Annotated in this window: 26 protein-coding genes; 12 read left to right on the top strand and 14 right to left on the bottom strand. The window is 59.6% G+C overall.

What is annotated here, in order from left to right:
- Positions 1-246 (bottom strand): acyl carrier protein, encoded by a 246-nt coding sequence (locus tag LARV_RS19500; protein WP_075075478.1) that lies wholly within the window; start codon positions 244-246, stop codon positions 1-3.
- A gap of 792 nt (positions 247-1,038) precedes the next feature.
- On the opposite strand from LARV_RS19500, the gene LARV_RS19495 reads away from it, so the two are divergent.
- On the top strand, positions 1,039-2,250 hold the full coding sequence (locus tag LARV_RS19495) for a hypothetical protein (protein WP_075075477.1): 1,212 nt from the start codon (positions 1,039-1,041) through the stop codon (positions 2,248-2,250).
- A gap of 351 nt (positions 2,251-2,601) precedes the next feature.
- Here the strand turns inward: LARV_RS19495 and LARV_RS19490 are convergent, their stop codons facing one another.
- The 9 genes from LARV_RS19490 to LARV_RS19450 all read right to left on the bottom strand — a co-directional run bounded on the left by LARV_RS19490 (position 2,602) and on the right by LARV_RS19450 (position 11,077).
- Positions 2,602-3,162 carry a transposase gene (locus LARV_RS19490; protein ID WP_075075476.1) on the bottom strand — a complete coding sequence of 187 codons (561 nt, stop codon included), beginning with the start codon at positions 3,160-3,162 and terminating at the stop codon, positions 2,602-2,604.
- Between the two features lie 187 nt (positions 3,163-3,349).
- Positions 3,350-4,318: an SGNH/GDSL hydrolase family protein gene (locus LARV_RS19485; RefSeq protein WP_075075475.1), complete on the bottom strand. Its 969-nt coding sequence runs from the start codon at positions 4,316-4,318 to the stop codon at positions 3,350-3,352.
- 153 nt (positions 4,319-4,471) lie between these two features.
- Positions 4,472-5,572 carry a hypothetical protein gene (locus LARV_RS19480; RefSeq protein WP_075075474.1) on the bottom strand — a complete coding sequence of 367 codons (1,101 nt, stop codon included), beginning with the start codon at positions 5,570-5,572 and terminating at the stop codon, positions 4,472-4,474.
- A 12-nt stretch (positions 5,573-5,584) separates the two neighbouring features.
- Positions 5,585-7,069: an MBOAT family O-acyltransferase gene (locus LARV_RS19475; protein WP_075075473.1), complete on the bottom strand. Its 1,485-nt coding sequence runs from the start codon at positions 7,067-7,069 to the stop codon at positions 5,585-5,587.
- Position 7,070: 1 nt separating this feature from the next.
- A complete protein-coding gene (locus tag LARV_RS20490) occupies positions 7,071-7,208 on the bottom strand; it encodes a hypothetical protein (RefSeq protein WP_172797953.1) in 138 nt (45 codons plus the stop codon).
- Positions 7,193-7,582, bottom strand: a complete 390-nt coding sequence (locus LARV_RS19470; RefSeq protein ID WP_075075472.1) for a hypothetical protein — start codon at positions 7,580-7,582, stop codon at positions 7,193-7,195. Before LARV_RS19470 ends, LARV_RS20490 begins: the two co-directional genes overlap by 16 nt.
- Before the next feature lie 760 nt (positions 7,583-8,342).
- Positions 8,343-8,708: a hypothetical protein gene (locus LARV_RS19460; protein WP_075075470.1), complete on the bottom strand. Its 366-nt coding sequence runs from the start codon at positions 8,706-8,708 to the stop codon at positions 8,343-8,345.
- Positions 8,709-9,099: 391 nt separating this feature from the next.
- Positions 9,100-10,233 carry a hypothetical protein gene (locus LARV_RS19455; protein ID WP_075075469.1) on the bottom strand — a complete coding sequence of 378 codons (1,134 nt, stop codon included), beginning with the start codon at positions 10,231-10,233 and terminating at the stop codon, positions 9,100-9,102.
- The gene (locus tag LARV_RS19450; RefSeq protein WP_075075468.1) at positions 10,223-11,077 is read right to left on the bottom strand and encodes a ParA family protein; all 855 of its coding nucleotides are present in this window, start codon (positions 11,075-11,077) and stop codon (positions 10,223-10,225) included. Before LARV_RS19450 ends, LARV_RS19455 begins: the two co-directional genes overlap by 11 nt.
- Positions 11,078-11,293: 216 nt before the next feature.
- On the opposite strand from LARV_RS19450, the gene LARV_RS19445 reads away from it, so the two are divergent.
- The 5 genes from LARV_RS19445 (at position 11,294) to LARV_RS19425 (ending at position 14,889) form a co-directional block, all read left to right on the top strand.
- Positions 11,294-12,118: an ExeA family protein gene (locus LARV_RS19445; protein ID WP_075075467.1), complete on the top strand. Its 825-nt coding sequence runs from the start codon at positions 11,294-11,296 to the stop codon at positions 12,116-12,118.
- Entirely contained in the window at positions 12,115-12,447 is a 333-nt protein-coding gene (locus LARV_RS19440; RefSeq protein WP_075075466.1) for a hypothetical protein, read from the top strand. Before LARV_RS19445 ends, LARV_RS19440 begins: the two co-directional genes overlap by 4 nt.
- Positions 12,448-12,673: 226 nt before the next feature.
- Positions 12,674-13,123, top strand: coding sequence for an HNH endonuclease (locus LARV_RS19435; RefSeq protein ID WP_075075465.1), 450 nt, complete (start codon positions 12,674-12,676; stop codon positions 13,121-13,123).
- A gap of 14 nt (positions 13,124-13,137) precedes the next feature.
- Complete coding sequence (locus tag LARV_RS19430) at positions 13,138-13,989, top strand: phage antirepressor N-terminal domain-containing protein (protein ID WP_075075464.1); 852 nt, start codon at positions 13,138-13,140, stop codon at positions 13,987-13,989.
- A 39-nt stretch (positions 13,990-14,028) separates the two neighbouring features.
- Complete coding sequence (locus tag LARV_RS19425) at positions 14,029-14,889, top strand: DnaA N-terminal domain-containing protein (RefSeq protein WP_075075463.1); 861 nt, start codon at positions 14,029-14,031, stop codon at positions 14,887-14,889.
- Between the two features lie 88 nt (positions 14,890-14,977).
- On the opposite strand, the gene LARV_RS19420 is transcribed toward LARV_RS19425, so the two are convergent.
- Both LARV_RS19420 and LARV_RS19415 read right to left on the bottom strand, forming a co-directional pair.
- Positions 14,978-15,613, bottom strand: a complete 636-nt coding sequence (locus LARV_RS19420; protein WP_075075462.1) for a cytidylate kinase-like family protein — start codon at positions 15,611-15,613, stop codon at positions 14,978-14,980.
- A 207-nt stretch (positions 15,614-15,820) separates the two neighbouring features.
- Complete coding sequence (locus LARV_RS19415) at positions 15,821-16,474, bottom strand: DNA alkylation repair protein (protein ID WP_075075461.1); 654 nt, start codon at positions 16,472-16,474, stop codon at positions 15,821-15,823.
- 351 nt (positions 16,475-16,825) lie between these two features.
- On the opposite strand from LARV_RS19415, the gene LARV_RS19410 reads away from it, so the two are divergent.
- The 6 genes from LARV_RS19410 to alr all read left to right on the top strand — a co-directional run bounded on the left by LARV_RS19410 (position 16,826) and on the right by alr (position 23,474).
- Complete coding sequence (locus LARV_RS19410; protein WP_075075460.1) at positions 16,826-17,995, top strand: ABC transporter substrate-binding protein; 1,170 nt, start codon at positions 16,826-16,828, stop codon at positions 17,993-17,995.
- Between the two features lie 213 nt (positions 17,996-18,208).
- Entirely contained in the window at positions 18,209-19,084 is an 876-nt protein-coding gene (locus LARV_RS19405; RefSeq protein ID WP_075075459.1) for a branched-chain amino acid ABC transporter permease, read from the top strand.
- Positions 19,085-19,086: 2 nt separating this feature from the next.
- Positions 19,087-20,151, top strand: a complete 1,065-nt coding sequence (locus LARV_RS19400) for a branched-chain amino acid ABC transporter permease (RefSeq protein WP_075075458.1) — start codon at positions 19,087-19,089, stop codon at positions 20,149-20,151.
- Positions 20,129-20,902 (top strand): ABC transporter ATP-binding protein, encoded by a 774-nt coding sequence (locus tag LARV_RS19395; RefSeq protein WP_075075457.1) that lies wholly within the window; start codon positions 20,129-20,131, stop codon positions 20,900-20,902. Before LARV_RS19400 ends, LARV_RS19395 begins: the two co-directional genes overlap by 23 nt.
- A gap of 14 nt (positions 20,903-20,916) precedes the next feature.
- Positions 20,917-21,618 (top strand): ABC transporter ATP-binding protein, encoded by a 702-nt coding sequence (locus LARV_RS19390; protein WP_083522799.1) that lies wholly within the window; start codon positions 20,917-20,919, stop codon positions 21,616-21,618.
- Positions 21,619-22,316: 698 nt separating this feature from the next.
- Positions 22,317-23,474: an alanine racemase gene (alr, locus tag LARV_RS19385; protein WP_075075455.1), complete on the top strand. Its 1,158-nt coding sequence runs from the start codon at positions 22,317-22,319 to the stop codon at positions 23,472-23,474.
- Positions 23,475-24,190: 716 nt separating this feature from the next.
- Here alr and LARV_RS19380 read toward each other — a convergent pair.
- Both LARV_RS19380 and LARV_RS19375 read right to left on the bottom strand, forming a co-directional pair.
- Entirely contained in the window at positions 24,191-24,634 is a 444-nt protein-coding gene (locus LARV_RS19380) for a YcgN family cysteine cluster protein (RefSeq protein WP_075075454.1), read from the bottom strand.
- Between the two features lie 128 nt (positions 24,635-24,762).
- Entirely contained in the window at positions 24,763-25,389 is a 627-nt protein-coding gene (locus tag LARV_RS19375) for a GyrI-like domain-containing protein (RefSeq protein ID WP_075075453.1), read from the bottom strand.
- Positions 25,390-25,592: the final 203 nt, after the last annotated feature.

The raw sequence follows: 25,592 nt of genomic DNA, 5'->3' as shown, positions 1-25,592 counted from the left end.
TCAGGCGCGCCGCGCGTCGATCAGCTCGACCAGCTCGCCGAGCGTGTCGAAGGTATCGGCGTTGAGCTCGGAGTCGTCGATGCGCACGTTGAAGGAATCTTCGACGTACAGCGCCAGGTCGACCAGGTTGAAGGAATCGATGAGCCCCGAGGAGATGAGCGCTTCGTCGGCGCGCAGGCTGCGGTTGGGCTGCTTGAGGATGTGGGCGGCAATGTGCCGCGAGAGGGTTGTGAACGTGTCATCCATGATGGTTTGAGGGGTAAAAAGAGGGATAGGTAAATGATACCAGAAGAGGAAGAAAACTGGGATGAAGAGAATGCTGAATGATGAACCCTCTGCGAGGGCGATGATGAATGAGAAGAATTGCTGATTTCTAATTGCTGATTGCTGATTTTTGATTTCCCGTAATAACGATGCTATCCGTGTCGGGTGCAGGTTACGCGCATCTTATCCCTGAGTCCCCCGACCAGATTCCACAACGGCGTAAGGGCGCAGCGGGGAATTCGATAACCTTTCAACCAGCGACGGTCAAGCTGCGCGTGTCTTCTCCCGGGTCGCCCGACCAGATTCCACAACGGCGTAAGGGCCCAGCGGGGAATTCGAAGACCCCTCAACCGGCAATGGTCAAGCTGCGCCCGTGCCGGGTGCAGGCGCCCGTGCCGGGTGCAGGCGCCCGTGCCGGGTGCAGGCGCCCGTGCCGTGAGGAAGAAAACAGGGATGAAGAGGATGGGGAGGATGAAGAGAATGCTGAATGATGAATGCTGAATGTAGAATGCTGACCCCTCTTCGAGGGCGATGATGAACGAGAAGAATTGCTGATTTCTGATTGCTGATTTCCCCGTAATAACGGCTAACAGCCAATTGCCAATCGCTAACTGCTAAAAGCTAATCGCCAACCGCTAATTGCTAAAAGCCAATCGCCAATTGCATTTACCGGGCTTCCGCCTTATAATATTGTTTGTTCTTTCAGCGAATAAAGTTAGTGCCCACGCAATCATCCCCCCATTTCAGCGCTCACCCCGCCAGACAGGATCCCCCATGAAGAGACGTTGCCTTCTCATCGCCGCCATCATTCTGACCGCCCTGGTCCTGCGCGCCTACGCGGCCGCCACCCTGCCCATCGATTACGACGAGCCCGTCTATTACACCGCGGCCCGTTTCTACGCCAACCTGATCCAGAACGACCGCCTGGCGGAAATCCCGCGCATCGCGTTTAACTACGAGCATCCGGTCCTGGCCAAGCTGGTCTACGGCGCCGTGCTCTCGTTCTTCCCATCCGACGGGCACTACTGGGGCGATGTGTGGCAGTTCTTCAGCAACAACACCCCTATCACGGCCGCGGTCCACCCCGAAAAAGTGTTCGCCCTGCGCATGGTATCCGTGCTCTTCGGCGCGCTCGAAACCGGCGTGCTGACCCTGATCTCGCCCCTGGCCGGGCTGATCCTGGCCGTCGACTCGATGTCGATCAAGTACACCAGCGTCATCTACCTCGAGGCCCTGCCGGCCAGCCTGTGCATGCTGGCGGTTTTCCTGTTCGGCAAGGCGCACGCGTGGCTCAGGCAAAAGGAGAAGCTGTCGCTCCGGAATCACACCCGGGAGCTGCTGTGCCTGGCCGGTTCGGCGGTGTGCCTGGGCGCTGCGGCGGCGGCCAAATACCAGTACGGGATCGTGGCCCTGGCCGTCGGGGCAACCTATCTCATCACGGTGATCCCGGCACGGCGGGCCGATTGGACCCGCTGGGGTCTGTTGATCGGCCTGGCCGCGCTGGCGGCAGCGGCCTTCGTCGGCGCGGACCCGTACCTCTACCCCGATCCGGCGGGGCGGCTGGCGAACTCGCTGGCGTTCAGCCTGGATTATCAGAACGGCGAAGCGGTCCGGGCGGCGGGTTACCCCTTCCACCAGCCGCTGATCTGGCTCTCGCGCCCGGTCACGGCCTTCGCCACGCCGATCGAGAACCAGCCCATGCCCGAACGCGGCCCCGAATTCATCTTCCTGCTGGACACGTTCATCTTCCTGCTGGCCATCCTGGGCCTGCCGCGCCTGTTCAAACAGCAGCCCGTGTTTTTCGCCTGGCTGGCGATCGGCCTTGCCTTCCTGCTGATCTGGAACACCAAATGGCCGCAGTACGCCGTGCTGGTGGTGGCGCCGATGTGCCTTTCGGCGTCCGAGGGGCTGAGCGCGCTGGCGGAGGCGGGGAAGAAAACATGGACGAAGATGATGAAGAGGATGAGAAGAAATGCTGAATGCTGAATGCTGAACCCTCTTCGAGGGCGATTCTGAATGAAAAAAATTGCTGATTTCTGATTGCTGATTTACCGGAGCGACGATGTTCGCCGATTCGGGTGTAGGTACCCTTGCCGGTCTGTGACCGCGCGCGTCTTCCTCCTGGTCTCCGATCAGATTCCACAACGATGTAAGGGCGCAGCGGGGAATTAGAACACCTATCAACCGGCGACGGCCAAGCTGAGCCCGTGCCGGGTGCAGGCGCCCGTCCGGGTGCAGGCGCCCATGCCGGGTGCAGGCGCCATTTCCGGGGGCCTTCCGAATCAGAAAATTTAGCTATACGCAGCATAATCCATGGTGGCGCCATCCGGCGCCTAGCTATCGATGAAAGCGGTCCATTTCCCATTGAAGCGGGTTGTGGGTGATGTACATTGCGATTTTTTCGTAAGATTCTTCGTTGCGGATGATATGCTCCCAGTAATTTCGATGCCACACCGGCACCCCCGACAAGCCGCGCAACGCATTCACCCGCCGCGCCGAAAATGTCTTGAATTGACGCACGATTTCGGACAATGGGATCGGCGTACGGGCGGGTTCGGTACGGGCAGGTTCAGAACCTGCCCGTACCATCGCGGGTCCTGAACCTGCCCCTACTACCGAACCATCAACAATTTCAATCACGCCATGCACATGATTGGGCATGATCCCGAATGGCCCTAATTCGATGTTGGGGACGTGGTTCACCAGGTCGAACCAGGTAAACCGCACCTGCTCCCCCAGGGCGTTCAAAACCATGTCGCCGTTCACCACCTCGCCAAACAGGCATTCGTTATGGTGGGTGCAAATCGTCACAAAATAAGCCCCGGGCTGCGAATAATCGTAACCCTTAAGCCGGATGGAATGGCGATTGGGATACTGCCGGTTTGCGGAATTGTCCATACTCACCCCCCGGATCATTTTACAATGATTCTACAATTCCGAAGGATGAAGAGGAATGCCAGAAGGAATAATAAATTTTACGGACAGCTCTTGTACGGGCGGGTCCGGGACCCGCCCGTACCAAGCCTATGAAGCCGTATTACGGCACCAAATGAATTTGCTTCTTTCATTCAGCATTCTATATTCATCATTTTTCCAGCCCCTTCCACACCGCATCCAATGCCTGCAGCGCGGTCAGGTTGCGCCAGGCCCAACCCGTGGTCAGGTTCTCGGCCGAGGAGAAGTCGTAGAAGTCGGCGTGGGTCAGGTGAAAGCCGTCTGCGGTCAGGCCGTGGTTGGGCAGGGGCTGCGCAGCGGCCCAGTAGTTCCACAGCGGGATGTCGTAATCGGCGGCGACGCGGGCGATGGCCTGGTTGATCGAGTTGTCGCCCTCCAGGTTGTCGGCCTTGGTGGCCAGGATGGGCACCACGCCCTGGGCGATGGTGTAGTCGATGACCTGGCGCAGGTAGCTCTCGTAGACCTCGGCCGGCTTTTGCGACCACCAGGTCTCGAAGCTGAGGATGGCGATGGCGGGTTTGTTGGCGCGCAGCTCGCAAGCCAGCGGCGATTCGGTCGATTCGCACTGGCTGCGGTCGGCGTGCAGGGGCGAGAGGATAGCGGCGACGTTGAATCCGCCTTTGACGGCCAGGCTGGTGCGCCCGAATGAGCCCGCGAAATGGTCGATGACGCCTTGCAGGTCGGTGTACTCGCCGAGCTGGTAGGCGCCGGGCTGGTCGAAGCCGGCCAGGAAGTAGGTAGAGATGTTCTGGCAGTCGCCGATCCTGGAGAAGCGGGCCGGGTCGTTGCCCAGCGCGAGCCCCTTCTGGTAGATGGCGCGGGCCGTGTCGCTGACGGCCGGGATGACCGGCAGGCTCTTCCAGTCGTCGGGGCCCAGGGTGGGTTTGGGCGCGGTGGCCGATGGGGCGGCCGTGTCGCCGGGCTGGGGCTGGGCCGTGTCGGTCGCGGTCGGGGTGTCGCTCGGCATCAAAGCAGCGGTCGGCGAGGTAACCGGGGCGACGGCGGTGGACGGCGTCACGGCCGGGGAGCAGGCCGAGAGGAGAAGAGAGAACAACAGGATGGACAGGATGAGGAGAATGAAAAAGCGATAAGGTTTCATGGGAATGCTGAATGCTGAATGTAGAATGCTGAATGAGAAGAAGACGGTGTCAGGTATTCGGTATTAGGTATTCGGTATTAGGAATGCGGTATGTGGTATGCGGGTATCCGGCCTAAGCAACGAATACCGAATTAGCGAATCCCGATTACCGCATCAACGATTACCGATCTCTGCCCCAATTTTCCGCGCCAGCGCCGCTTCCCCGCTCGGGTCCAGGTGCACGGCCGAGTTGGTGAAGTGGGTTTCGGGGACAGCGTCCCACAGGTCCAGGTAACGCCAATTGTTGGCGGCCGCCAGGCCGGCGAGTTGGGCGCGGTAGGCGTCGTAGGCCCAGCGCGGGTAAAAGAAATTATAGCGCAGGTCTGAATTCTTACCGTTGCTGATTAATATCGGTTCGTTGACCAGCAGGACGGGCGTGTCGCCGGCCATCTGCATCCCGGCGCGCAGGGCGTCCCAGGCCAGGGCGTCCGCGGGCAGGTCGGGGCCGCTCAGTCCGGCAAAGGTGACGTCGGCTTCCAGGTCGCGCGCGGCCGGGGTGTAATCGGCCGGGTAGTCCTGGTCGATGCCGGTGGCCGCCCAGGGCAAACCAAGCAATTGCAGGCGGAAAAAGTCGGCCAGGGCGCGGCGCTGCCCGATCAGGGTGCGTCCCCAGAAGGTCGGTTCGGAGAGCGCGGCGGCGTCCAGGTCGAGCCCATAGCGCTGGATCAGGCTGCGCACGCCGGCGGCGTTGTTGGCCACGATCGGCGAGCTCAACTGGGCCGAACGCGGCAGCGATTGCAGCGTGACCGGCCACAGGATCAGGTCAGGTTGGTACTGCGCGGCGCGCTCGAGCAGCAGCAGGTCCTTGGTCAGCGACATGGTCGGGTAGCCCAGGTTGTAGGCCACCACGCGCCGGCCGTCGCGGCTCGGTAGATCGAGGGCGTTGAGCTGTCCGGCCAGGGTCTCGCCCGGGCGCAGCAGCGTGCCCCAGACGGACGAATCGCCGACCACCAGCACGCGGTACTCGCCGGCGGGCTTGGCGGCGGGCAGGGCCAGGGACGCGAACATGGCGTCCAGGTCGTAGAGCGAGAGGTTATCCGAGCGCTGGATGTTCTCGCCGAAGGGCAGGCGCTGGCGGCCGGGGAAGACACTGTTGTAGAGGCTGAGTCGGCTGAAGGCGCCCGGCGGGATCAACGCCACCAGCAAATCGAGGATGACGAAGAGCAGCACGCCCTTCCACAGGGCATTGAACAGGGTGCGCGTCGGACGGTCCATGGTCCCCCTCCCCTACCCCAACCCGAACAGGCGCATAAGCGTCCGCCCGGCCAGCGCCGGATCGGGCAGGGCAAACCACACCCAGCCCAGGCTGACGTAGACGAAGGTCAGAGCGGTGGTCATTGGCGGCAGCGCCGCGGCCAGCAACCGCTGGACGGTCGCAGGTATGGGTGAAGCATTCAGCGCGGCGGCAACCGCAGGACGGCCGCAGGCGCGCGATTTGATCCAGTCGCTCCAGCGGTTGTTGGCGAACAGTCCCAGCCCGTGCCACACACCCCAGATCACGAAGCCGGGCGTCACCCCGTGCCACAGGCCGATCAGGGTCATGGTGGCGAGCTGGGTGATGAGGACGATGCTCCACACCGGCAGACGGCCGTTCGATCGCAGGGCGCGGGTGAGCGGGTTAAAGGCGTAGGCGCGGAACCACTGGGTGAGCGTCATGTGCCAGTTGTTCCAGAACTGGGTCAGGCTGGGCTTGCGGTAGGGATGGTTGAAGTTTTCGGGCAGGCGGATGCCCAGCAGCAGTCCCAGCCCGATGGCGATGTCGGTGTAGCCGGCGAAGTCGAAATAGATCTGCAGCGAATAGGCCAGCAGCATCAGCCACAGCCAGCCCGGCGCGGTCGATTGGGCGGCTGCGGTCGGGCTGAGCGCGACCAGCGCCAGGGCGTCGGCCAGCACGAACTTCTGGAACAGGCCGGTCAGCAGGCGGCGGCCGGCGTTGGCCAGGTCGGCGGATGCGAGCGGCGCCGGGGCGCGCAGGTCCTTGATGAAGCGCTCCAGGCGGTCGATGGGCCCGGCGGTGAAGGCCGGGAAGAAGATGGCGTAGGTGAGATATTCGCGCAAGGTCACGGCCGGCAGGCGACGGGTGGCGCGGTCGCGCAGGGTGTGGATGAGGCGGAAGGCTACGTAGGAGAAGCCCAGCCAGCGCAGGTCGGTCGATTGGGCCAGGGCAGCTTCCTGCCCCATCAGGGCGCGCAGCCCGGCCGCGCTCCACTGGGCCAGGGCGGGCGTCTTGAGCAGCACGAACACCAGGACGAGTACGAGTATGCCGGCGGTCAGGATGCGCGGGGTGGGCCGGGTGAAGCGCACCAGCAGCAGGGTCAGCAGGGCGGCAGCGGCCAGCACGACCAGCACCGGCAGGGTCTGCGGCGGGCGCGAGGGCGTCAGCAGGCCGGTCTGGGAAAGGTAGCGGGTGAGGGCCACCAGCAGCACCGTCCCGGCCAGGGCAACGCCGGCGATCCAGTTCTCGCGTTCACGGCGGGTTTCGGGCGGCGCGGTCACGGCCCAGCACAGCGTCGCCAGGGCGAGCGTGGCGACGGGGAAGTAGAAGTCGAAGTTGCGAATGGGAACGGCCGGCTGCAGCCAGAAGATGGCCAGGGCCGAAGCGACCAGCAGCAGCCAGCCCCAGGCGCGCGGGTAGGCGGCCGGCCGCAGGTGAAAGATCAGCCGGGCCAGCAGAATCGCCGCGCCGAAGGCCAGGATGTGGGTCAGGCCCATACTAGAAGCCCTGGTAAATCCACAGCGGGGCCGAATCGGCGGTGAAGATCACCAGCGCGATGAGAATCAGGCAGACCAGCAGCGCCAGCAGGTTCTCCTTCGAGAAAACGCGGCGCAGAACGTTTAGCGGTAGCCGCATACGCGCAGCTCGCCGCCCTCAGTGGCCACCTTGAAGACGCGGTCGCCGAGTGGAAATTCCTGGAGCTCGCCGTTGTAGCTGGCGGTGATCTTGCCGCTGCACATCACCAGGGTGGTGTCGCCGTCCTGGCCGGTCGTGGCGCAGTCCGGCCCCACGAGCTGGGCTTCGACGTTCTGGAAGGCATCCATTTCGGTGAGCGCGCTGGCTTCCCAATCGGCGCAGGAGAGGGTGGAGAGCTGGTCGGACTGCCTGGCGATCAGGGCCTGCAGGTAGGCAGCGACGGTTTGAGCCGCGTCGTCCTTGCCGCCCGAACAGGCGGTCAGCAGGAGCAGCGCGAGGGTCAGCGAAAGCAGCAGGAGGACAAAACGGCGCATACTCACCTCGATATTCATAAAGGGGATTTAAGCAAGTTGCATCCGCAATTATACCTGAGAAGGCATCCCCCACCCTGGCGGTCAGCGGGATCAAATCCAGGTTTACTTAAAAAACGGGGTGAGACTGCCAGGGGAAGCAATCCCACCCCAAGTCCGGTATTAAATTTTTCAGGACGCAAACGTCAAAAACAGAAAACGTTCGATTGGCTATGGAAAAATGTAGATACGATGCGAAATCCAGAGCGGCAACCGTGAAATTCCCCACAAATGGTAATCAACAATAACGATCTGGATGATTTATTCTAGCATATTACAGGGAAAGTTCAAGCAGTGCATTTGTTAAAGGATTCCAAGAACCATTAAGCTATACGCAGTTTTCAAAGACGATGTTACCCTGAATGCAAAGATTGCATTCAGGCCAGAAGGCGAAAAATACCCGCAGGCCTGAGGATCATTTTTACACTCTGGCCAGGCTGCAAATTCTGCATTCAGGCCTGCCGGAAATCTTTGCCTCAAGGCCGCCGAACGTGCAAAAAATGCACGCCGGGAGGGTGCAAAATCTGCACTTCACCTGCGTGCAAAAATTGCACGTGATTCATATTAACGACTCTTAATTAACGACTTATTACGAGGAAGGAGAAGAAGGGTATTCGGTATTCGTTGATTCGGTATTCGGAGATGAGTGATGAGTCGAGATCGGGAACACTTGCAAAGGTTGATTTACGATCTTATTCTACAGCCAAGTGCTAACCGCCAACAGCTAATCGCTAACAGCTTTCTTCCTCCGTCCGCGGATGATCTCATTCGGCAGGTGCAGGTTCCAATCATAGCGCGGGGAACGCGAGGGCTGCTTGTAGGCGCCCAGGTCCACAGCCCCGGCGGTGTAATCGTTGAGGAAGCGGCCGATGGCCAGGGCGGCCAGCTGGCTGGCCGGGATGCGCAACTCCTCGCCCAGGGCCTGCAAACGCCGGCGCAGCACGGGCGGCAGATCGTAGGTTACGCGCTGCTCGCGCCGGGCGCGGGTGTGTTCGCGTTCCCTGCGGCGGCGGGCCTGTTCGCGCGGGGTGAGATGCGCCTGGGCCTGGATCCGTTCCAGCGCCTCGAGTTTCAGGTTCAGGTCGGTCATGGGTGTTTTCCATCCGTCAAGGATACTTAAAATCATAGATCGAAATGCCAAAATATACAAGGGGCGACACTCAAATAATCATAGCGTCGCCCCTTGGAGGTTTACAACGTTTGAAAATTCAGCTTTTGGCGGATCCGGGGGGTTTCATTCGTCGGATTGAAAGAATTCTTTTTGGACCATTCATTCCCAAAAATGAACCTTCCGACGGGCCAAATTCCGTCTGTAAACCGAGGAATCGGTAAAGTTAGGACCGGGCTGCTCCCCCCCTATTTGAGGGAAGCCGTGATCCCCCGAAAGCGCCGGTCCTGATCTGTTACCACGGTTACGAATCCCTCTTGAGAAAAAGAAAAGCCGCACAGGTTTGTGCGGCTTTTCGAAAGGAAGGACGGTTTCAGCGGCGCGATAGACGCGCTGTGATCAGTCGGGAGAGCTCGTCCAGGTAAACCAGCAACCCTTCCGCCTGACCGGTGACGACCAGTTTGTCGGCGATTTCGTCCAGCGCCTGCGTCTGCGAAAACTCGTCCAGCGCGTTGATGGTATTGGCAAACCGGCGCAGCCCGCTGGCGGCTTTGTAGACCGGGTCGGGCTGCGCGGGTGGATCGTTCTTGACGGCCGGCGAGGTGGCCGTCTGGGCCGCCGCGGCTTCGACCACTTCATCCGAGGTCAATTGATTCTGAATGCTGACGCGCAGCATGCGTTCCCACTGCGCCGGGGCCAGCGCGAGCACTTCGCGCAGCACGCGTTCCGGCAGGCGGTGGCGGTCGGCCAGCTCGAGCAGCGGCGTGGGCAGTTGCAGGATGTTGAGAAGCTGGACCATGCGCGGGCGGGTCAACTGCATGACCGGCATGATGCGATCCCACAACCCGGCCGGCATGCGCTGCGAACGAGCCTGGCGGAAATACTCGAAATCATCGTTCAGGGCCGCATCGGGCTGGATACCCAGTTCCGCCAGGATGAGCGAGGCGACTTCGCAGGCCTGCCCCACCGCGGAGGGCGGTTCGGCGTGACGGTTCTCCAGCACCTGGCGCTGGCGGGTCGGGCGGCTGATCACTTCGACACGCAGACGGGGTTCGTCCGTCAGATGATGCTGGACCTTCTGCAGACAGGCCGCCCAGAAGCGGCGCTCGCCGGTTTCGATCAGGAAGATGTAACGGCCATCGGTTGCGGGCGCCCAGGTGCCGGTGATCGGTTTGATCTGGCCGTGTTCTTCGAAGGAAGATCCCATGGCCAGCAGGCGATCGAGTTCGGCCCGGTAGGCGGGTTCGGTGTGGGCCAGCGCCAGCCAGGCTTCGGCACTCTGATAACAATCCGACTTTCCGGTAAAGAAATCCCGGCGCAGCGGCGTGGGCAGCAGGCGGCGGGGTTGAAATCGGTCCGGCAGCATTTGGGACGGCTTGAGGCGTTCGATGCGTTCGACGGTGCTGGCTTCAGCGGGTTGGGCGGACTGAGCCGGCTTGAGATCGATCTTGGGTTCATCCGTCTCGGCAGGGAAATCTTCGAAGGCGTTGAAGCGTTTACGCGGCATAAGTGCCTCCCGAATTCGTGCGCTGCAAGACCAGGTCGACCAACTGAGCATATTCCTGGGTGGGCCTCGAACTGGAGGCGATCTGCTCCCCGCGGCGCTGGCGCGGCGGGCGGTAGGTAAACACATCCACGTGGCTGGAATGCGCGTAGGCCAGATCGGAGGAGCGGTGGATGGGCGGCAAAATGTAACCGCGGTAACGCTTTTCCAGCTCGACCAATATTTCCTGCGCCTCGCCGCGCTGCTCCTCGAGCAGCGTTGGCAGATAGCCCAGGATCTTCAATTCAGGGCGAAACAACATGCGGATCTGTTCGATGGTGCGTTCCAGTTCACGCAGACCGGAGACGCCCAGGTAGCTGGTCTCGACCGGGATGATGACTGCATCTCCGGCCACCAGGGCATTGACCAGCAGATCGCCGGTGTTGGGGGGAGTATCGATGATGACGTAGGCGAACTGGTGAGCCACCGGGGACAGCGCGCGAGCCAGGCGGGTTTCATTGGCCATCAACGTCGGCAGCACCCGCGCCGCTTCCACCATGGAAGCCCGGTGACTGGGGATGTAAAACAGGTTATCATGATGGGTGGAGCGCTGGATCAGGCGTTGCACGGAGGGTGGGGGAGTCTCTGTGAGCAAACTGGCCAGCGAGTCGGCGGGTTGCACGGGAGGCTGCCCAAATGCGGTCGCCAGCAACGCGTGCCCCTGCGGATCCATATCCACCAGCAACACCCGTCCGGCCGGGCCGGGACGATCGGCAAGACGCAACGCCAAACCGGCTGCCAGATTGACCGCTGTGGTGGTCTTGCCTACCCCGCCCTTTTCATTCGCAACTGTGATGGTGAGCGCCATTTGCACCTTCTTAAGCCTAAAAATCCCTGATTAATGCTACATCACGCTTCGATTTCTGTTTTTCTGCTATATAATGATCGGACAGTGATAGTTTAGCATAAAACGACCTGAGATTCAATAAATTACGCTAAATCATGTTCCAAACCCAACAAGTTACGTTAACTTCTTGTAATTTGCCTCCAATTGTGCTTTAATAATCCAAGGAGTGGAGGATTTATGTTTAATACTGCGAGCGATGAAGAATGGAAAGTGGCGCGGCTGGATCGCTTGGGGCTCAAGGAAGATCCCTTTAAGCTGTCGGCAGACCCCCGCTTTCTCTTTCTCGGCCCCGAGCACCTGGCCGTCTACCGCCAGGCGCAGGGCGTCATTTCGCGGCGGCGCGGCCTGGCGCTCATTTCGGGAGATATGGGCATGGGGAAAAGCTCCCTCGCCCGTCGCCTGTATGACGTCTATGCCGCCGAAGAGAACGTACTGATTTGCTACATTCACACCGCCGCCTTCAAGTCCGCCATGGACGCTGCCCGCCAGATCTCGATGGCGCTCAACGTACCCCCGCAGCGCAGCTTTCAGCGCCAGATGGAAGGCCTCGAACGCCTGATGGCGGACGCCTACACGGCTCACCGCAATGTCATCATTTTACTCGATGACGCCCAATTGATGGATCCGGACGCCTTGGAAGTGATTCACCGCCTGTACAATTTCGATTACGACGCCAAGGTGGCCCAGGTGATCGCGTTTGGGCAGCTTGAAATGTCGGCGGTTTTCGAGACCAATAAAGCGGTCAACGCGCGCGTGTTCGTACGACTGGCGCTGCCGCCGCTCACCCTTTCCTCCTCTTTGCAGATGGTGCTCTTCCGCTTGCGTGTTGCCGGCCGCAACAGCCCGCTCATCGACGACGACGCCTTCGAGATGCTTTACGAAGCCTCGCAGGGCGTGCCGCGTGAAATGATCCGCCTGTGCGCACTGGCCACCGATTTGCTCCTGGCAAGCGATGCCACCGCCATCAATATCGATATTGCTCGCGAGGTGTCGAAACAATGACCTCTTCACATTCCTCTAATCGCAGCGCCTGGGTTCAACTGTACGAAGCCCGGCGAGTCCTTTCTGAACCGGAAACCCGCCCGCCAGGCCGCCCGCCCGCGCCCATCCCGCGCCACAAGGTCGGCATTACCCTGTCACAGGGAGAAGTCAACGAACTGGAAGAATGGCAGGACCGGTTTTCCAATCTGATCGGCCGCAAGGTCTCGGTTGGAGAAACGGTGGGGATTCTCACCCGCATTTGCAGCGGCCGCCTGGCGCGCATGGGTGATGAGGCCAATGTGGACAACCTGCTGCAGCTCGTCGAACGCATGGCCGGCGGGAACGAGTAATTTCTACCCGAAACGAGCCCTATTTAGGGAAGAAATAACGATGAGGATATTTCGCATAACCAACCCAACTTTGACTTCCTCTCGAGACTCCTCCGGACGAGGGCTTGATTATTCCGATTTTCGATGTATGATAAATAGAAAATATGTTCTGTTATTCTTCATCGAATTCGTTCATTAAAGGGGGTGATCATGATGGACCAGCCCCCCTCTGGCCAACAGGGACGCCATGCTGACCCGCACTTCGCTTCTCATCCAACAGCTCGTTGACAGCCGACAGGTTAAAGTGAACCTGGAGACCGGCGAGGTGTTCGGCCTGCGGGGCAAGGTTCTGAAAACACGGATCGACCGATCCGGTTACAGCACCGTCAGCCTGGCGCGCAATCACCTGCCCGTACACCGCATCATTGCCTATGCTGCCTTCGGTGAAGTCGCGCTGCAGGCCGGCAAGGTCATCACGCACCGCGACGGAAACCCGCGCAACAACGCGGCCACCAATCTGGCGGTGCGGAGCGCGGTCGAGCAACGGCCCTCCAGGCAGCGCCTGCGCCTGCGGCTGGGGTGGGGGGTAAGCCTGCCGGGCGGAGAAATTCACGCGGCCTTCGACAGCCGCGAACTGGCCGAAGAATATGCCGCCTGGAAGTACGGCGCAAACGCTGCCGTCCTTCCGGTGCGTTGAGAATGGAGGTACCTTTGGAAAATCCCTTCGAAGCTCCAGTTTTCAAACCCAGGTCCGAACGCAGCTTGGAATTCCGCGGCAAGCAAATTGCCACGGCCGATCTGGCCGACGGCAAGGGTTATGTTTCGCTGCGCTCGCTGTGCGAGGCCTTTGGGTTGGATTCACGCGCGCAGCGCAAGCGCCTCTCACGCCAGCAGGGCTATTTTGCGCCCTACACGGCCACCATTCTTTTGAACACCCCGGGCGGCGCCCAACCCGCGCTGTGCCTGATGGCTTCGGCCGTGCCGCTCTTCCTGACCGGCGTCGAACTGGAACGCGTGCAGGATGAGCAGGCGCGCGAACTGCTGACCGCCTTTCTGGATGAAGCCCACACCGTGCTGGCCGAGCACTTCGGCATCAGCGAACGCGGCGAGCTCCAGTTTCTGCGCGAATCGGTCGGCCGCATGGTGGCCGAGCAGGAAACCTTCGAAGAGGAACTCTCAAAAAAAGTCGAGGCGGAGCTGGCCGAGCTGCGTAAGTCGCACGACGAAAAGGTGCAGCAAATTCGCGGCGCCTTTGGCGATTTGCGCAAGCAGGTGACCCAGATCGAGGCAGTGGCCGGGCCGAAGGTCCGTCTCAACCCCGAGCAGTTGGGCCAGCTCCGCCAGGCTGTTGCCACGCTGGGGACCCTGATGCAGGAACAGGGCATCCCCAAACCCTATCCGGGGATTTACATGGATATCACCCGATTGTCGGGCGTCAGCCGATCGGAGGACATCCGCCAGGAAGACTTTCAGATGGTGGTCGACTTTCTGGAAGGCCAGGTGCGCGCGCTGACCCGCAAGTCGGCGCCGGCCTCGAGCTCAACGCAGACTTCAGGTTCGTAGGGAACCGCCGCCGGGGGCGTTGCTCCGGCAGGACACCGAATGGAATCAGCCGTTCAAGCCAGGCAAATGAACTTGCAGGCGCCTTCTCCCGAGGAGGCCTGGCAGGTTGTGCTGGGGCAGCTTCAGGGACAGGTGGAGCGGGCAAGCTACCGCACCTGGCTCGAGCCGCTGCAGCCGGTGGCCTTTACGAACGGCACTTACACGCTGGCAGCCGCATCCAGTTATGCCCGCGATCTGGCCGAGTCGCGTTTCGGCGCCACCATTTCAAGGCAGCTCAGCGGCGTGTACGGCAATCCGGTCAAGCTGGACCTGGTGGTGACCGGACCTGCGAAAGTGAAAGCGGAAGCCGGGGTGATCGACGCGCCGCCAGAGACGGACGTGGAAAAACCGCCGCGCGTGAAGGAAAACCGCAAAACGGCGGCCGCTTCACCCCGCAAGCTGGCCCTGGCGCGGGCTTACGGCGACAAGCGCGCCGCGGTCATCCAGCCCGAACGCGCCATCGTGGTGACGCACTATTTCATGAGCCGCTGGACGCCGCTGTTGGGCCATTCAGCGGTGCATCTGATCATGACGGCGCGCAGCATGTGCTACTGGAATCCGCTCAACGGCGAACTGCGCAACGTGATCGATACCGAGATGGGCGAGCTGGCCGAACGCGCGGCGATGAGCGTGCGGACCGTCAAGGATATTCTGGCCAACGAAACCGTGCAGCATTACTTCCTGCGCTACAAAGTGCGCCGCATGATGACTCAGAATGGTGTGCGCACGGCCGGCATCACCCTGCTGGTGCGCATGGACGATCCGCTGACCCCGGATGACCAAAAGACGCACGATATATCCGAGTCTGAAAACTGGTATACACCCGATTTTGGGCCGGAAGAGGATGAGGAAGAAGAGTGAAGGGTGAAAGGTGAAGAGTGAAGCGGAGGAGGAAGTTGCCATCCTCCTCATACCACAGCAACTCATTCCTCATCACTCATACCTTTTTTCATCCTTCATTCAACATTCTCTTCACCGCCTGCAGTGTAATTTCCACTGCGGCTTCTCTTCCCACCTTACTCATATTGATAATAAGGTCGTAACCGCGCGCGTCCCACGGATCCTGATGGGTGAAGGTCGAGACGTAGGCGCTGCGTTCGCGGTCGTTGGTCTCGAGCAATTTGCGTGCCTCGGCGGCTTCGACGCAATACAGTTTTTGCGCGCTCGCGATGCGTTCGGGCAGGTCGGCGTGCACCAGAATGTTGAAACAGCGCGGGTGGTTGCGCAGAATATAACGGCCGCAGCGTCCCAGAAATACGGCCGCCTTTTTCTCGGCGATGCGCGCGATGATCGTCGATTCGAGGTCGAATAGCTCCCGGTCGGTGGGAAGGTAGTTTTCCATCGACAGGCATTCGGATGGATTGGTGTAGACGGCCAGGCGGCTGAAGGACTCCCAAAAACTGCTCAGGCGCTCCTCGCGCTGCTCGACGACACTTTCGGCCACATGCAGCTTTTCGGAAATGTATTGCAGGATCTGGCGATTGACGAAGGGCACGCCCAGGTGATCGGCGAGCCGCTGGCCGAGGAACGATCCACCGCTGCATAACTGGTGGCTAATGGTGATGGCGAAAAGCTGCTCTGACATGGGAATCCCTCCGGGGGAGCCGTTGGTTGCCGGCAATTGGCGATTGGCGATTGGCAATTAGCGATTAGCAACTGGCTTGTATACATTGTACATCGAGAAAAACGATACTGATCTTGTTTATATTAATTGTGGAATTGGATTGATTCCCTGTCCTATCTCTTTTCCTGGATATCCTTAATATCCTGTTGATCCTGTAAATCCGATCTTCTACAAGCGCATGAAATCGACGCGGGTGGCGGGCGGCATCTTTTCGAGCGCGTAGCGGAAGGTGGTGCGGCTGAGCGTCGAAAGATTGGCGCGCAGGTATCCTTCGACTTCCCCGGGGTGAGTCAGGTACGCATATTTCAAGAGCCACCCGACCGCCTTTTGAATGTGGATGTGCGGGTCGTCTTTCAAAAGGTCGCAGATCGTCTCGACCCGATTGAATTCCGCGTTCACCCGGAAGGAGGCCCGGGTGGATTGGATCAGGCAAACGGCGGAGGCCCGGCGGACGTAGACCTTTTCGGAATGCGCCCAGGTGAGCGCGGCATCGAAAAGCTGCGGAAATTTCTCGATCATGGGGTTGAGGACGCGATAGCAGAAGACATCGCAGGCGCCCCAGGAACGGATGTGCTCGAGCAGCCATTTCTGATAGACGTCAAAATAGGCGAGCTCATAGGCGCTTTGCCTGCGCTTGATCCACAGTGTGACCAGCCAGAACGCACGCCAGTTTCCACTCGAAACCAGTTCGTCGCAGGCTGCGACAAATGACTCCGGGTCCGCTGGCATCTTCGCATACCCTTTTCGATAGTATGCATCCAGAGCTTTTGCATTGGTAAGCTGCTGGATCTCCTGGATGGCATTCGCGATTTCTGCAACCATGAATTTTCCTCGAAATTATTTTCTATTATTATCTCACAAAGAAGAAAATTATGAGAGGATGGGACCTGAAAATGGTGCAACGGGATGGCAGCCGAGAAACCTGTTCTCAGGGCGGTTTGCTTCCGATATTCAGACCACAAATATGTGATTTCCATTATTTCTGATACCCGGTTTATGCTTGCCATCCAGGATATCTTTTATATAATTATTAGATACACCAACAATGCCTACATCGTGAATATTCCTTCTACGAAGGAGGTGGTGCCATCGGGGGATGCATCTGGATTCGTCAGCAGTTTTTCTCTTGTTGACTCCCACACAGTTACAACCCAATCGTTTATGGAGGAGACCATGAAAAGAGTTTCGCTATTGCTCAGCCTGCTCATCCTTGGCAGTCTGCTGCTTTCGGCTTGCGGTACGGCAGCGAGCGCCAATACAATCAAAGTCGGTGTGATCGCAGAACTGACGGGTGATATTCCGGCCGTTGGCGCTTCCTGCAAGAACGCCGCCGAGATGGCTGTCAAAGAGGTCAATGATGCAGGTGGGCTGGATGTCGGTGGCAAGAAATACACCATCGAGCTGTTCATCGAAGATAACGCCGGCAAGGCTGACCAATCGGCCTCAGCGGCGCAGAAATTGATCACCCAGCAGAATGTGGTTGCCATCATCGGCCCCAACGCCAGCCGCTACGCCATTCCGGCTGCCGAAGTGGCCGAAAGCTCGAAGGTTCCCCTGATTACGCCCTGGTCCACCAACCCCAAAACAACCCTGGACGCCAAAACCGGCCTGCCCAAGAGATATGTCTTCCGCGCCTGCTTCATCGACCCGTTCCAGGGGCGTGTAGTGGCCAAGTTTGCTTTAGAGCAATTGAAGACCACCAAGGCCGCCGTGCTGTACGATGTGGCTTCTGACTATAACAAGGGCATCGCCGAGTTCTTCAAGCAGACTTATGAAGAAAATGGCGGCACAGTCGTCGCCTTTGAAACCTACACCACCGGCGACAAGGACTTTTCGGCGCAGTTGACCAAGATTAAAGACGCTGCTCCGGAAGTGATCTTCCTGCCGAATTATTATTCCGAAGTCCCGCTGCAGATCCAGCAGGCCCACCGCCTGGGCATCGAAGTGCCGTTCCTGGGCAGCGATTCGTGGGGCTCGGCCGAACTGATCAAACTCTGCGGCACCGAGTGCGAAGGGTATTACTTCAGCACCCACTATGCGCCGGATGCAGCCACCCCCGTGGCGACCAAGTTCATCGCAAGTTACAAAGCCACTTACGGCCAGACGCCGGATGATGTGGCCGCCCTGACCTACGATGCCTTTGGCCTGTTGTGGACCGCGTTGAAGAATGGCGGCAAGACCGACCGCGAATCCATCCGCAACGCGCTGGCCACCATCCCGAATTACGAGGGTGTGACCGGCACCATGAAATTCCAGGAAGGCTCCGGCGATCCAATCAAGAGCGCTGTGATCCTGCAGATCAAGAACGGCGCCTTCGTGTGGTACGCCAACGCCAATCCATAGATCGAACTCCTTTCAATGGGGCGCGGCCGCTTCGCGCCCCATCCCTTTTCCCTTGAACGCAGTCTTCACGGCTGCCCGCCTGTGAATTCACATGATCATTGCCGGCGGATTAACTCTCTCCAAGTTACTGTTCCCCCATTTGTATCTTTCCTCTCCCCGGGCGAATCTGCCGGCGGAGAGTGATAACCGTTCGCTCCCAGGAGGTGCTGACGTATGATCTACTTCCTCCAACAATCGCTCAACGCGCTGCAATTAGGGAGCATCTACGCGCTGATTGCGCTGGGCTATACCATGGTCTACGGGATTTTGACCATGATCAACTTTGCCCATGGCGACTTGTTTATGGTCGGTGCGTTCTTTTGCTTTCTGGTGGCCACTTTTCTCCACCTGTCGTTCATACCAACCCTGTTGATATCGATGATCGGAGTTGCGTTATTGGGCGTGGCCATCGAGCGCGTTGCTTATAAGCCGCTGCGCCAGGCGCCGCGGGTTTCGGCTATCATCACCGCATTGGGCGTGGGCCTGTTCCTGGAGAACTTCACGCTGGTTTTCTATCCTTATCCCCAATCGGTGCCTCAACTGCTGCCCGAAATCACCTGGAATCTGGGCGGCGTTACCGTATCATTCTTGCAGGTATTGATCATCGCGCTGTCGGTTGTGTTGATGATCATTCTGGACTTCATCGTGCAGAAAACGATGGTGGGCATGGCCATGCGCGCCATCTCGTGGGACAAGTCGATTGTTCCGCTCATGGGCGTGCCGGTGGACCTGATCATTTCGGCTACTTTCGCGTTGGGCACCAGCCTGGGTGGAGCAGCCGGGGTGATGTATGCGCTGGCATTTCCGGTCATCGATCCCTACATGGGCATTTTGATCGGCTGGAAGGCCTTTATTTCAGCGGTGGTCGGCGGTATCGGTAATATCCGTGGCGCAATGATCGGCGGTTTCATCCTGGGCACGGTGGAAATCATGGTGGCGGCATACACCAACAGTTCCTACCGCGATTTCGTGGCCTTCGGCCTGCTGTTGATTTTGCTGATCTTCCGGCCCAACGGCATCCTCGGCAAGCCGCGCATACAAAAGGTGTAACCATGGCTGCCGAAAAGAAAACCACTCTCAAAAATACATTTGATAAACTGGCCCCCGCCTGGGAACGCATCGCCAGCAGCCGCAAGGCGCTGCCGATCCTGCTGGTAGTTGGGCTGGTGCTGTCGTTTGCCATTCCACAATTCGGATTGGTCAACCTGTACATTCAGTTGATCATGATGTACGTTGGAATCAACATCATCCTCACCATCAGCCTGAACCTGGTCAACGGCTACATGGGCGAGTTTTCGGTGGGGCACGCCGGGTTCATGGCCGTGGGCGCCTATATCTCGGCGGTGTTGACGACGATGATCATTCCCACCCAATTGAACCCGTACCTGTTCCCGCTGGTGGTCATCGCCGGCGGCCTGGGAGCCGGGCTGGTGGGCTTGATCGTGGCCTTCCCGTCCTTCCGCACGCGCGGCGACTACCTGGCCATCATCACCCTGGCCCTGAACATGATCGTCAAGTCGGTTATCGAGAATATCGATGTCATCGGCGGACCGCGCGGTATCCCAGGCGTGGAGAAGCTGACCACGCTGCCCTGGGTGTTCATCTGGACGGTCATTTCGATCTGGGTCATTCGTAATTTCATTTACTCGAATTACGGGCGCGGCGTGCTTTCGATCCGCGAGGACGAAATCGCCAGCGAACTCATGAGCGTGAACACGCGCACCTCCAAACTGCTGACCTTCGTCATCTCGTCGTTCTTCGCCGGGGTGGCAGGTGCCCTGTTTGCCCACGTGCTGCAGTTCATCAGCCCCAAGGTGTTCGACATCCTGAAGTCGACGGATATCCTGATCATGGTCTACCTGGGCGGCATCGGTTCGATCGCCGGCTCGATCCTGGGTGGGACCATCTACACCGTACTGCTGGAAATCCTGCGCCCGTTGGGGCAGTGGCGCATGGTGTTCATGCCCCTGTTGCTGGTGCTGCTGATGATCTTCCGGCCGCGCGGCATTATGGGCTTGCGCGAGCTGCGCTGGTTCGTGCCGGGCTACGACCTGTTCGCCATCAAACGCTGGCGCGCCAAGAAGGAGGCCGGTCATGACACCGCTGCTGCAGATTGATCACGTCACACATTACTTCGGCGGGCTGTGCGCGGTCAATGACTTCAACCTTGACCTGGAGACTGGCGAACTGGTGGGCATCATCGGCCCGAACGGCGCCGGCAAGACGACCATCTTCAACCTGATCACGGGGGTCTACAAGGCCACCAAGGGCAGCATCCGTTTGAAGGAAAAGGAACTGGTGGGGCTGAAACCCAACGAGATCACCAACCGGGGTATCGCGCGCACCTTCCAGAATATCCGTTTGTTCAAAGACCTGACGGTGCTGGATAATGTGCGCACTGCCTGCTACGGGCAGGTGCATACCACCCTGGGCGGCGCGCTGCTCGGACTGCCGGCCAACATCCGGGAGGAGGAACGCATCGCCGATCAGGCCATGGACCTGCTGGCAATCTTCAAGCTGGATAACCTGGCGGGTGAAATATCCAAGAACCTGCCCTACGGCCAGCAGCGCCGCCTGGAAATTGCCCGCGCGCTGGCGACGAACCCATCTTTACTGCTGTTGGACGAACCCGCGGCGGGCATGAACCCCAATGAAATCGAGCAGTTGATGGATTTCATCCAGTGGATTCGCAAGGATTTCAAATTGACCATCATTCTGATCGAGCACCAGATGCGCCTGGTCATGGGCATTTGCGAGCGAATCAAGGTGGTGGATTTTGGCGCGACGATTGCCGAGGGGCTGCCGAAGGAGATCCAAAACAACCCGCGCGTGCTGGAAGCCTATCTGGGACCAGGAGGTGTGGGATGAGCGCAAGCAATCTGATGTTGGAAGTCAAAAATCTGACCATCTCCTATGGCAATATCAAGGCGGTGAAAGGCATTTCGTTCGAGGTGCATGAAGGCGAGATCGTTACGCTGATCGGCGCGAACGGCGCGGGCAAATCTTCGACGCTGCGGGCCATTTCAGGGGTCATCCCGTGGGGCGGCGAGATCAACTATCGCGGCAAGACGCTGAAAGGTGTTCCGGCGGACCGCATCGTGGCGATGGGAATCGCCCAGGTGCCCGAGGGGCGCGGTATTTTCGGCAGCCTGACGGTGCAGGAGAACCTCAAACTGGCCACCTGGCAGCGCAAGGATAAATCCGAGATCAGCAAGGATTTCGAGCGCGTGTTTACCATCTTCCCGCGCTTGAAGGAACGCCTCAGCCAGCCGGGCGGGACCCTTTCGGGCGGCGAGCAGCAGATGCTGGCCGTGGCACGCGCGCTGATGAGCCGCGGCAGCATGGTGCTGCTGGACGAGCCGTCGATGGGCCTGGCTCCGGTGCTGGTGCAGGAAATCTTCCGCGTAATCAGTGAGATGAACGCCAGCGGCACCACGGTGCTGCTGGTGGAGCAAAATGCCAACATGGCCCTGCGGCACGCCAACCGCGGCTACGTGCTGGAGACAGGCACCATCAGCATGTCCGGCAGCGGCGAGCAGCTTTTGGGCGACGCGCGGGTCAAGGAGGCCTACCTGGGCGGGTGAAGAATTACAATCTTCGATTGGGAAACCCTCTGGGAATGATGAATGCTGAATGAAGAATGCTGAATGATGAACGCAGAGCCCATTCCGAGGGCCGGTTGAGAAGAGGAGGAGATTGCTGATTTCTGATCGCGGATTGGATGAAGAAAACATCAATCTCTCTCCTCTTCCAGTATGGCGCGCCGAGGACACGGATCGTTTATCAGCCCGTTCCAATATCTCCGCCGATCCCTGTCGAAGGCGACCTGCGTGTCGCCCCTTTGCCGGGGGCGCCTGGGAAGCCGACGGGTGTACCCCTCTGCCGATCCCTGTTGAGGGCGGCCTGCGTGTCGCCCTCTTGCCGGGGACGCCTGGGAAGCCGACGGGTGTACCCCTCCGCCGATCCCTGTAGAGGGCGACCTGTGTGTAGCCTGCCAATGTTGGACGAGAATGTCGATGGGTATCTTCTTTCATAGCCCCCAGGCCTTGGATCGATTGGGGGCGCACCGCCGGCCTGCGCCGGAAGATTGGGCCGGACGCTTTTCCAAACATCCCGATATCGATCTCGTGTGAAGAAATTTCCGCCGGAATGGGAAGAGAGCGGTAAGATAAAGGAATTTACAGGGCGGAATCGAAGCGCGGTTTTGGGGGGAACCCGGAAGATTTTGGACACCCGACCCTTCTGCGGGCGTTGAAGAAGATAAAGGTATCGAGAGGCAACAATGGATCACGCATTTGTCAATTGGGCTGAAATCGACCTGGACGCGATCGCCTTCAATGTGCAGGCGATCCGGCGCCAGGTTGGGCCCGGAGTGGAAATCATGCCGGCGGTCAAGGGCAATGCCTATGGGCACGGCGCCGCGCCGGTTTCGAAGGCGGCGCTGCAGGCCGGCGCCACGCGACTGGCCGTGCACCGCGCCATCGAGGGCGGCGAACTCCGCCAGGCCGGCATCGACGCGCCGGTGCTGGTCATGGGCTACACACCCCCGGACGGCGCACCGTATATTGCCCAGCACGACCTGACCGCCAGCCTGATGACGCTGGAGTTCGCCCAGGCTCTCTCGGCGGCGGTCGGCGCGGTTGGGCGCACCCTGCCGGTGCACATCAAGGTGGATACGGGCATGAGCCGTTACGGCCTGATGCCGGACGAGGTGCTGGAGTTTGCCCGGGCGCTGGTCAAACTGCCGAATTTGCAGCTCGAGGGCCTTTTCACGCATTTTGCCACGGCCGACAGCCTGGATCTGACGCACGTGCGCCGGCAGTTGGCGGTGTTCAATGAGGTGCTGTCGGCGCTGCATGCCGCCGGGATCGAGATTCCGCTGCCGCACGCCTCCAACTCGGCGGCCATCATGCGCCTGCCGGAGGCGCGCTTCAAGGCCGTGCGCCCCGGGATTGCCTTCTACGGCATGCCGCCCAGCGACGACTGGACCCCGACCTTCGAGATCCATCCGGCGCTGACCTTGAAGAGCCGGGTGTGCCGGGTGCGTCGATTGCCGGTGGGGGCGGGGGTGAGTTACGGGCGCACCTTCGTGACCCAGCGTGAGACGGTGGCTGCGCTGGTGCCGGTGGGTTACGGGGACGGGTTTCACCGCATCCTCTCGAACAAAGCCCAGGTGCTGATTCGCGGCAAACGCGCGCCATTGATCGGTCGGGTGTGCATGGACCAGTTCGTGGTGGATGCCACCGAGATTCCTGGGGTGGAGCTGAATGACGAGGTGGTGCTCGTGGGACGGCAGGGCAGCGAGCAAATCAGCGCCGAGGAAGTGGCCCGCCTGGCCGGGACGATCAACTACGAGGTCACCACCAGTCTATTGCCGCGCGTGGCAAGGCTGTATCTGCGCGGCGGTAAGGTGGTGGAAACGACGGCGATTGGGGAATAAGAAAACAGGGATCCAGAGGATGTAGAGGATGATTGACCTGGCCGGATCCATAACGGCGTAAGAGTCCAGCGGGGAATATGCGTGGGCGTTGATCCATCGGCGCCAAGCTGGACCCGCGCCTGCACGCGGCGTGGATTTATGGCAAACAATCCGACGAGAAGAAACCGACAGGATGAACAGGATTGGCAGGATGGGAAGAAAGATTCCGAGGGGGAAAAGAATGTTGGGTTTCGGGTCGGATCCATAACGGCGTAAGGGTCCAGCGGGGAATATGCGTGGGCGTTGATCCATCGGCGCCAAGCTGGACCCGCACCTGCACGCGGCGTGGATTTATGGCCAACAGTCCGACGAGAAGGAATCGACAGGATGGACAGGATTGGCAGGATGGGAAGAAAGATTCCGAGGGGGAAAAGAATGTTGGGTTTCGTTTCGGATCCATAACGGCGTAAGGGTCCAGCGGGGAATATGCGTGGGCGTTGATCCATCGGCGCCAAGCTGGACCCGCACCTGCACGCGGCGTGGATTTATGGCAAACAATCCGCCGAGAAGAAACCGACAGGATGAACAGGATTGGCAGGATGGGGAGCAAGATTCTGAGCGAAAAATGATGTTGGGTTTCGTTTCGGTCAGGATCGACCGCAGCACCGGTTAACATCACTCAACCCAACCTACGACTAACCGCTAAAAGCTAACCGCTAACAGCTAACAGCTAATCGCTAACAGCCATCCAACGTGTCGATGACGTATTCTTCGAGGCGGTCCATGTCGATTTCGCTCTCTAGGATGACCCGCCCGCGCATGCTGACGCCGGCGCGGATGACGCTGGCCGGGCTGCCGGAAACCAGCGGGTGCCAGGCAGGCAGGTCTTTGCCCTCGGCCAGCAGGCGGTAGGCGCAGGTTTCGGGCATCCAGTTGAGTTTGTGGACCAGATCGGTATCCAGCGTCAGGCAGGTGGGCACCAGCACGCTGCGTTCGCCGTAGCAGGTGCAGTGCGCAGTGTGGCGGTCGAAGAACCGGCAGGCCACGCTGGTGTAGAAGACCTCTTCGGTGTCTTCATCCTGAAATTTGAACAGGCAGCAGCGCCCGCAGCCGTCGCACAGCGATTCCCACTCCTCGCGCGACAGGTCGGCGAGCGGTTTGGTTTTCCAGAAGGGAAGCATGAGGGGAATTATACGATAAGAGGGTGAAGAGTGAAAAGTGAAGCCCAGGAGAAGAAATGCTGAATGATGAATGGTGAATGCTGATTGGGCGTTTCATCAATCCCGGTTCACGCATCACTCATCACGCATCACTCTTCCCGGCTCTCCACCGGCTGCCGGATGATCGTTTGCAGGCGTTCGGGTTCGGAGCGGCGCGCGTCGGAGAGATAGATTTCATGGTGCTTGCCGGTCTTGCGCAGGCCCTGGGCGTCGATGAAGGCGTGCAAGGCGGCCACGGTTGGACCTTCGGTCGAATAGGGGCCGATGTGCATGATCTGGGCGCACAGGCCCTCATCCAGCCGGCTCAAGGTGGTTTTGTTCAGCGCGGCTGCCAATTCGGGTTTCCTCTTCAACGTATCGGCGCGCACTTCATCCAGCAGGGCGGGGGTGATAAAGTCGGGCTGCAGGATCACGGCCTGCCAGAGCCATTCATCGCGTTTTTCCAGGCTGAAGGCGTTCATGTCTTCGGCCCACCAGAGCGCTTCGAGCGCCATCACGGTGAAGTCATGGCCGGTGTTTTGCTTCTTGGCGGCGAATTTGACGCCGTAGGCCAGCGCGTAGAGCGCCTGCATGGCCGCAGCGAAATCAGGCGAGCGGTTTGGATCCCCACGGCCATCGATGCAAAGGTACAGCAACGGCGGGATGGTGAGCAGATGCGGTTCCGGGCCGGCTTTGTAGAGATCCTTGTACTGCTTGCGTAGATCGAGTTTTGCCATGAAACGCCTCCCTGTGGGTAAATTATAGCGGAAAGTGAAAAAAAGTGTCGTTGTATAAACGAGGAAAAAGAGAGAAAACCACAGGTTTCGAATAAGAAGAAGCCACAGAGGACACGGAGTGAAGAGGGAAGAGTGAAGCGTGAAGAGTGAAGAGAAGTAATTTTGCGTAGGTCGGGTTGAAGGGGGAAGGGGAAAAGATGGCC

Origin of the sequence: Longilinea arvoryzae (genome assembly GCF_001050235.1) — a bacterium.
GTDB classification, from domain to species: Bacteria; Chloroflexota; Anaerolineae; order Anaerolineales; family Anaerolineaceae; genus Longilinea; species Longilinea arvoryzae.
This window is presented reverse-complemented; position numbering and strand designations above follow the sequence as displayed.

What these genes read in the sequence shown, in the direction of transcription:
- LARV_RS19500 (WP_075075478.1), bottom strand. Translation starts at nt 246, where the DNA reads ATGGATGACACGTTCACAACCCTCTCGCGGCACATTGCCGCCCACATC.
- LARV_RS19495 (WP_075075477.1), top strand. Translation starts at nt 1,039, where the DNA reads ATGAAGAGACGTTGCCTTCTCATCGCCGCCATCATTCTGACCGCCCTG.
- LARV_RS19490 (WP_075075476.1), bottom strand. Translation starts at nt 3,162, where the DNA reads ATGGACAATTCCGCAAACCGGCAGTATCCCAATCGCCATTCCATCCGG.
- LARV_RS19485 (WP_075075475.1), bottom strand. Translation starts at nt 4,318, where the DNA reads ATGAAACCTTATCGCTTTTTCATTCTCCTCATCCTGTCCATCCTGTTG.
- LARV_RS19480 (WP_075075474.1), bottom strand. Translation starts at nt 5,572, where the DNA reads ATGGACCGTCCGACGCGCACCCTGTTCAATGCCCTGTGGAAGGGCGTG.
- LARV_RS19475 (WP_075075473.1), bottom strand. Translation starts at nt 7,069, where the DNA reads ATGGGCCTGACCCACATCCTGGCCTTCGGCGCGGCGATTCTGCTGGCC.
- LARV_RS20490 (WP_172797953.1), bottom strand. Translation starts at nt 7,208, where the DNA reads ATGCGGCTACCGCTAAACGTTCTGCGCCGCGTTTTCTCGAAGGAGAAC.
- LARV_RS19470 (WP_075075472.1), bottom strand. Translation starts at nt 7,582, where the DNA reads ATGCGCCGTTTTGTCCTCCTGCTGCTTTCGCTGACCCTCGCGCTGCTC.
- LARV_RS19460 (WP_075075470.1), bottom strand. Translation starts at nt 8,708, where the DNA reads ATGACCGACCTGAACCTGAAACTCGAGGCGCTGGAACGGATCCAGGCC.
- LARV_RS19455 (WP_075075469.1), bottom strand. Translation starts at nt 10,233, where the DNA reads ATGCCGCGTAAACGCTTCAACGCCTTCGAAGATTTCCCTGCCGAGACG.
- LARV_RS19450 (WP_075075468.1), bottom strand. Translation starts at nt 11,077, where the DNA reads ATGGCGCTCACCATCACAGTTGCGAATGAAAAGGGCGGGGTAGGCAAG.
- LARV_RS19445 (WP_075075467.1), top strand. Translation starts at nt 11,294, where the DNA reads ATGTTTAATACTGCGAGCGATGAAGAATGGAAAGTGGCGCGGCTGGAT.
- LARV_RS19440 (WP_075075466.1), top strand. Translation starts at nt 12,115, where the DNA reads ATGACCTCTTCACATTCCTCTAATCGCAGCGCCTGGGTTCAACTGTAC.
- LARV_RS19435 (WP_075075465.1), top strand. Translation starts at nt 12,674, where the DNA reads ATGCTGACCCGCACTTCGCTTCTCATCCAACAGCTCGTTGACAGCCGA.
- LARV_RS19425 (WP_075075463.1), top strand. Translation starts at nt 14,029, where the DNA reads ATGGAATCAGCCGTTCAAGCCAGGCAAATGAACTTGCAGGCGCCTTCT.
- LARV_RS19420 (WP_075075462.1), bottom strand. Translation starts at nt 15,613, where the DNA reads ATGTCAGAGCAGCTTTTCGCCATCACCATTAGCCACCAGTTATGCAGC.
- LARV_RS19415 (WP_075075461.1), bottom strand. Translation starts at nt 16,474, where the DNA reads ATGGTTGCAGAAATCGCGAATGCCATCCAGGAGATCCAGCAGCTTACC.
- LARV_RS19410 (WP_075075460.1), top strand. Translation starts at nt 16,826, where the DNA reads ATGAAAAGAGTTTCGCTATTGCTCAGCCTGCTCATCCTTGGCAGTCTG.
- LARV_RS19405 (WP_075075459.1), top strand. Translation starts at nt 18,209, where the DNA reads ATGATCTACTTCCTCCAACAATCGCTCAACGCGCTGCAATTAGGGAGC.
- LARV_RS19400 (WP_075075458.1), top strand. Translation starts at nt 19,087, where the DNA reads ATGGCTGCCGAAAAGAAAACCACTCTCAAAAATACATTTGATAAACTG.
- LARV_RS19395 (WP_075075457.1), top strand. Translation starts at nt 20,129, where the DNA reads ATGACACCGCTGCTGCAGATTGATCACGTCACACATTACTTCGGCGGG.
- LARV_RS19390 (WP_083522799.1), top strand. Translation starts at nt 20,917, where the DNA reads ATGTTGGAAGTCAAAAATCTGACCATCTCCTATGGCAATATCAAGGCG.
- alr (WP_075075455.1), top strand. Translation starts at nt 22,317, where the DNA reads ATGGATCACGCATTTGTCAATTGGGCTGAAATCGACCTGGACGCGATC.
- LARV_RS19380 (WP_075075454.1), bottom strand. Translation starts at nt 24,634, where the DNA reads ATGCTTCCCTTCTGGAAAACCAAACCGCTCGCCGACCTGTCGCGCGAG.
- LARV_RS19375 (WP_075075453.1), bottom strand. Translation starts at nt 25,389, where the DNA reads ATGGCAAAACTCGATCTACGCAAGCAGTACAAGGATCTCTACAAAGCC.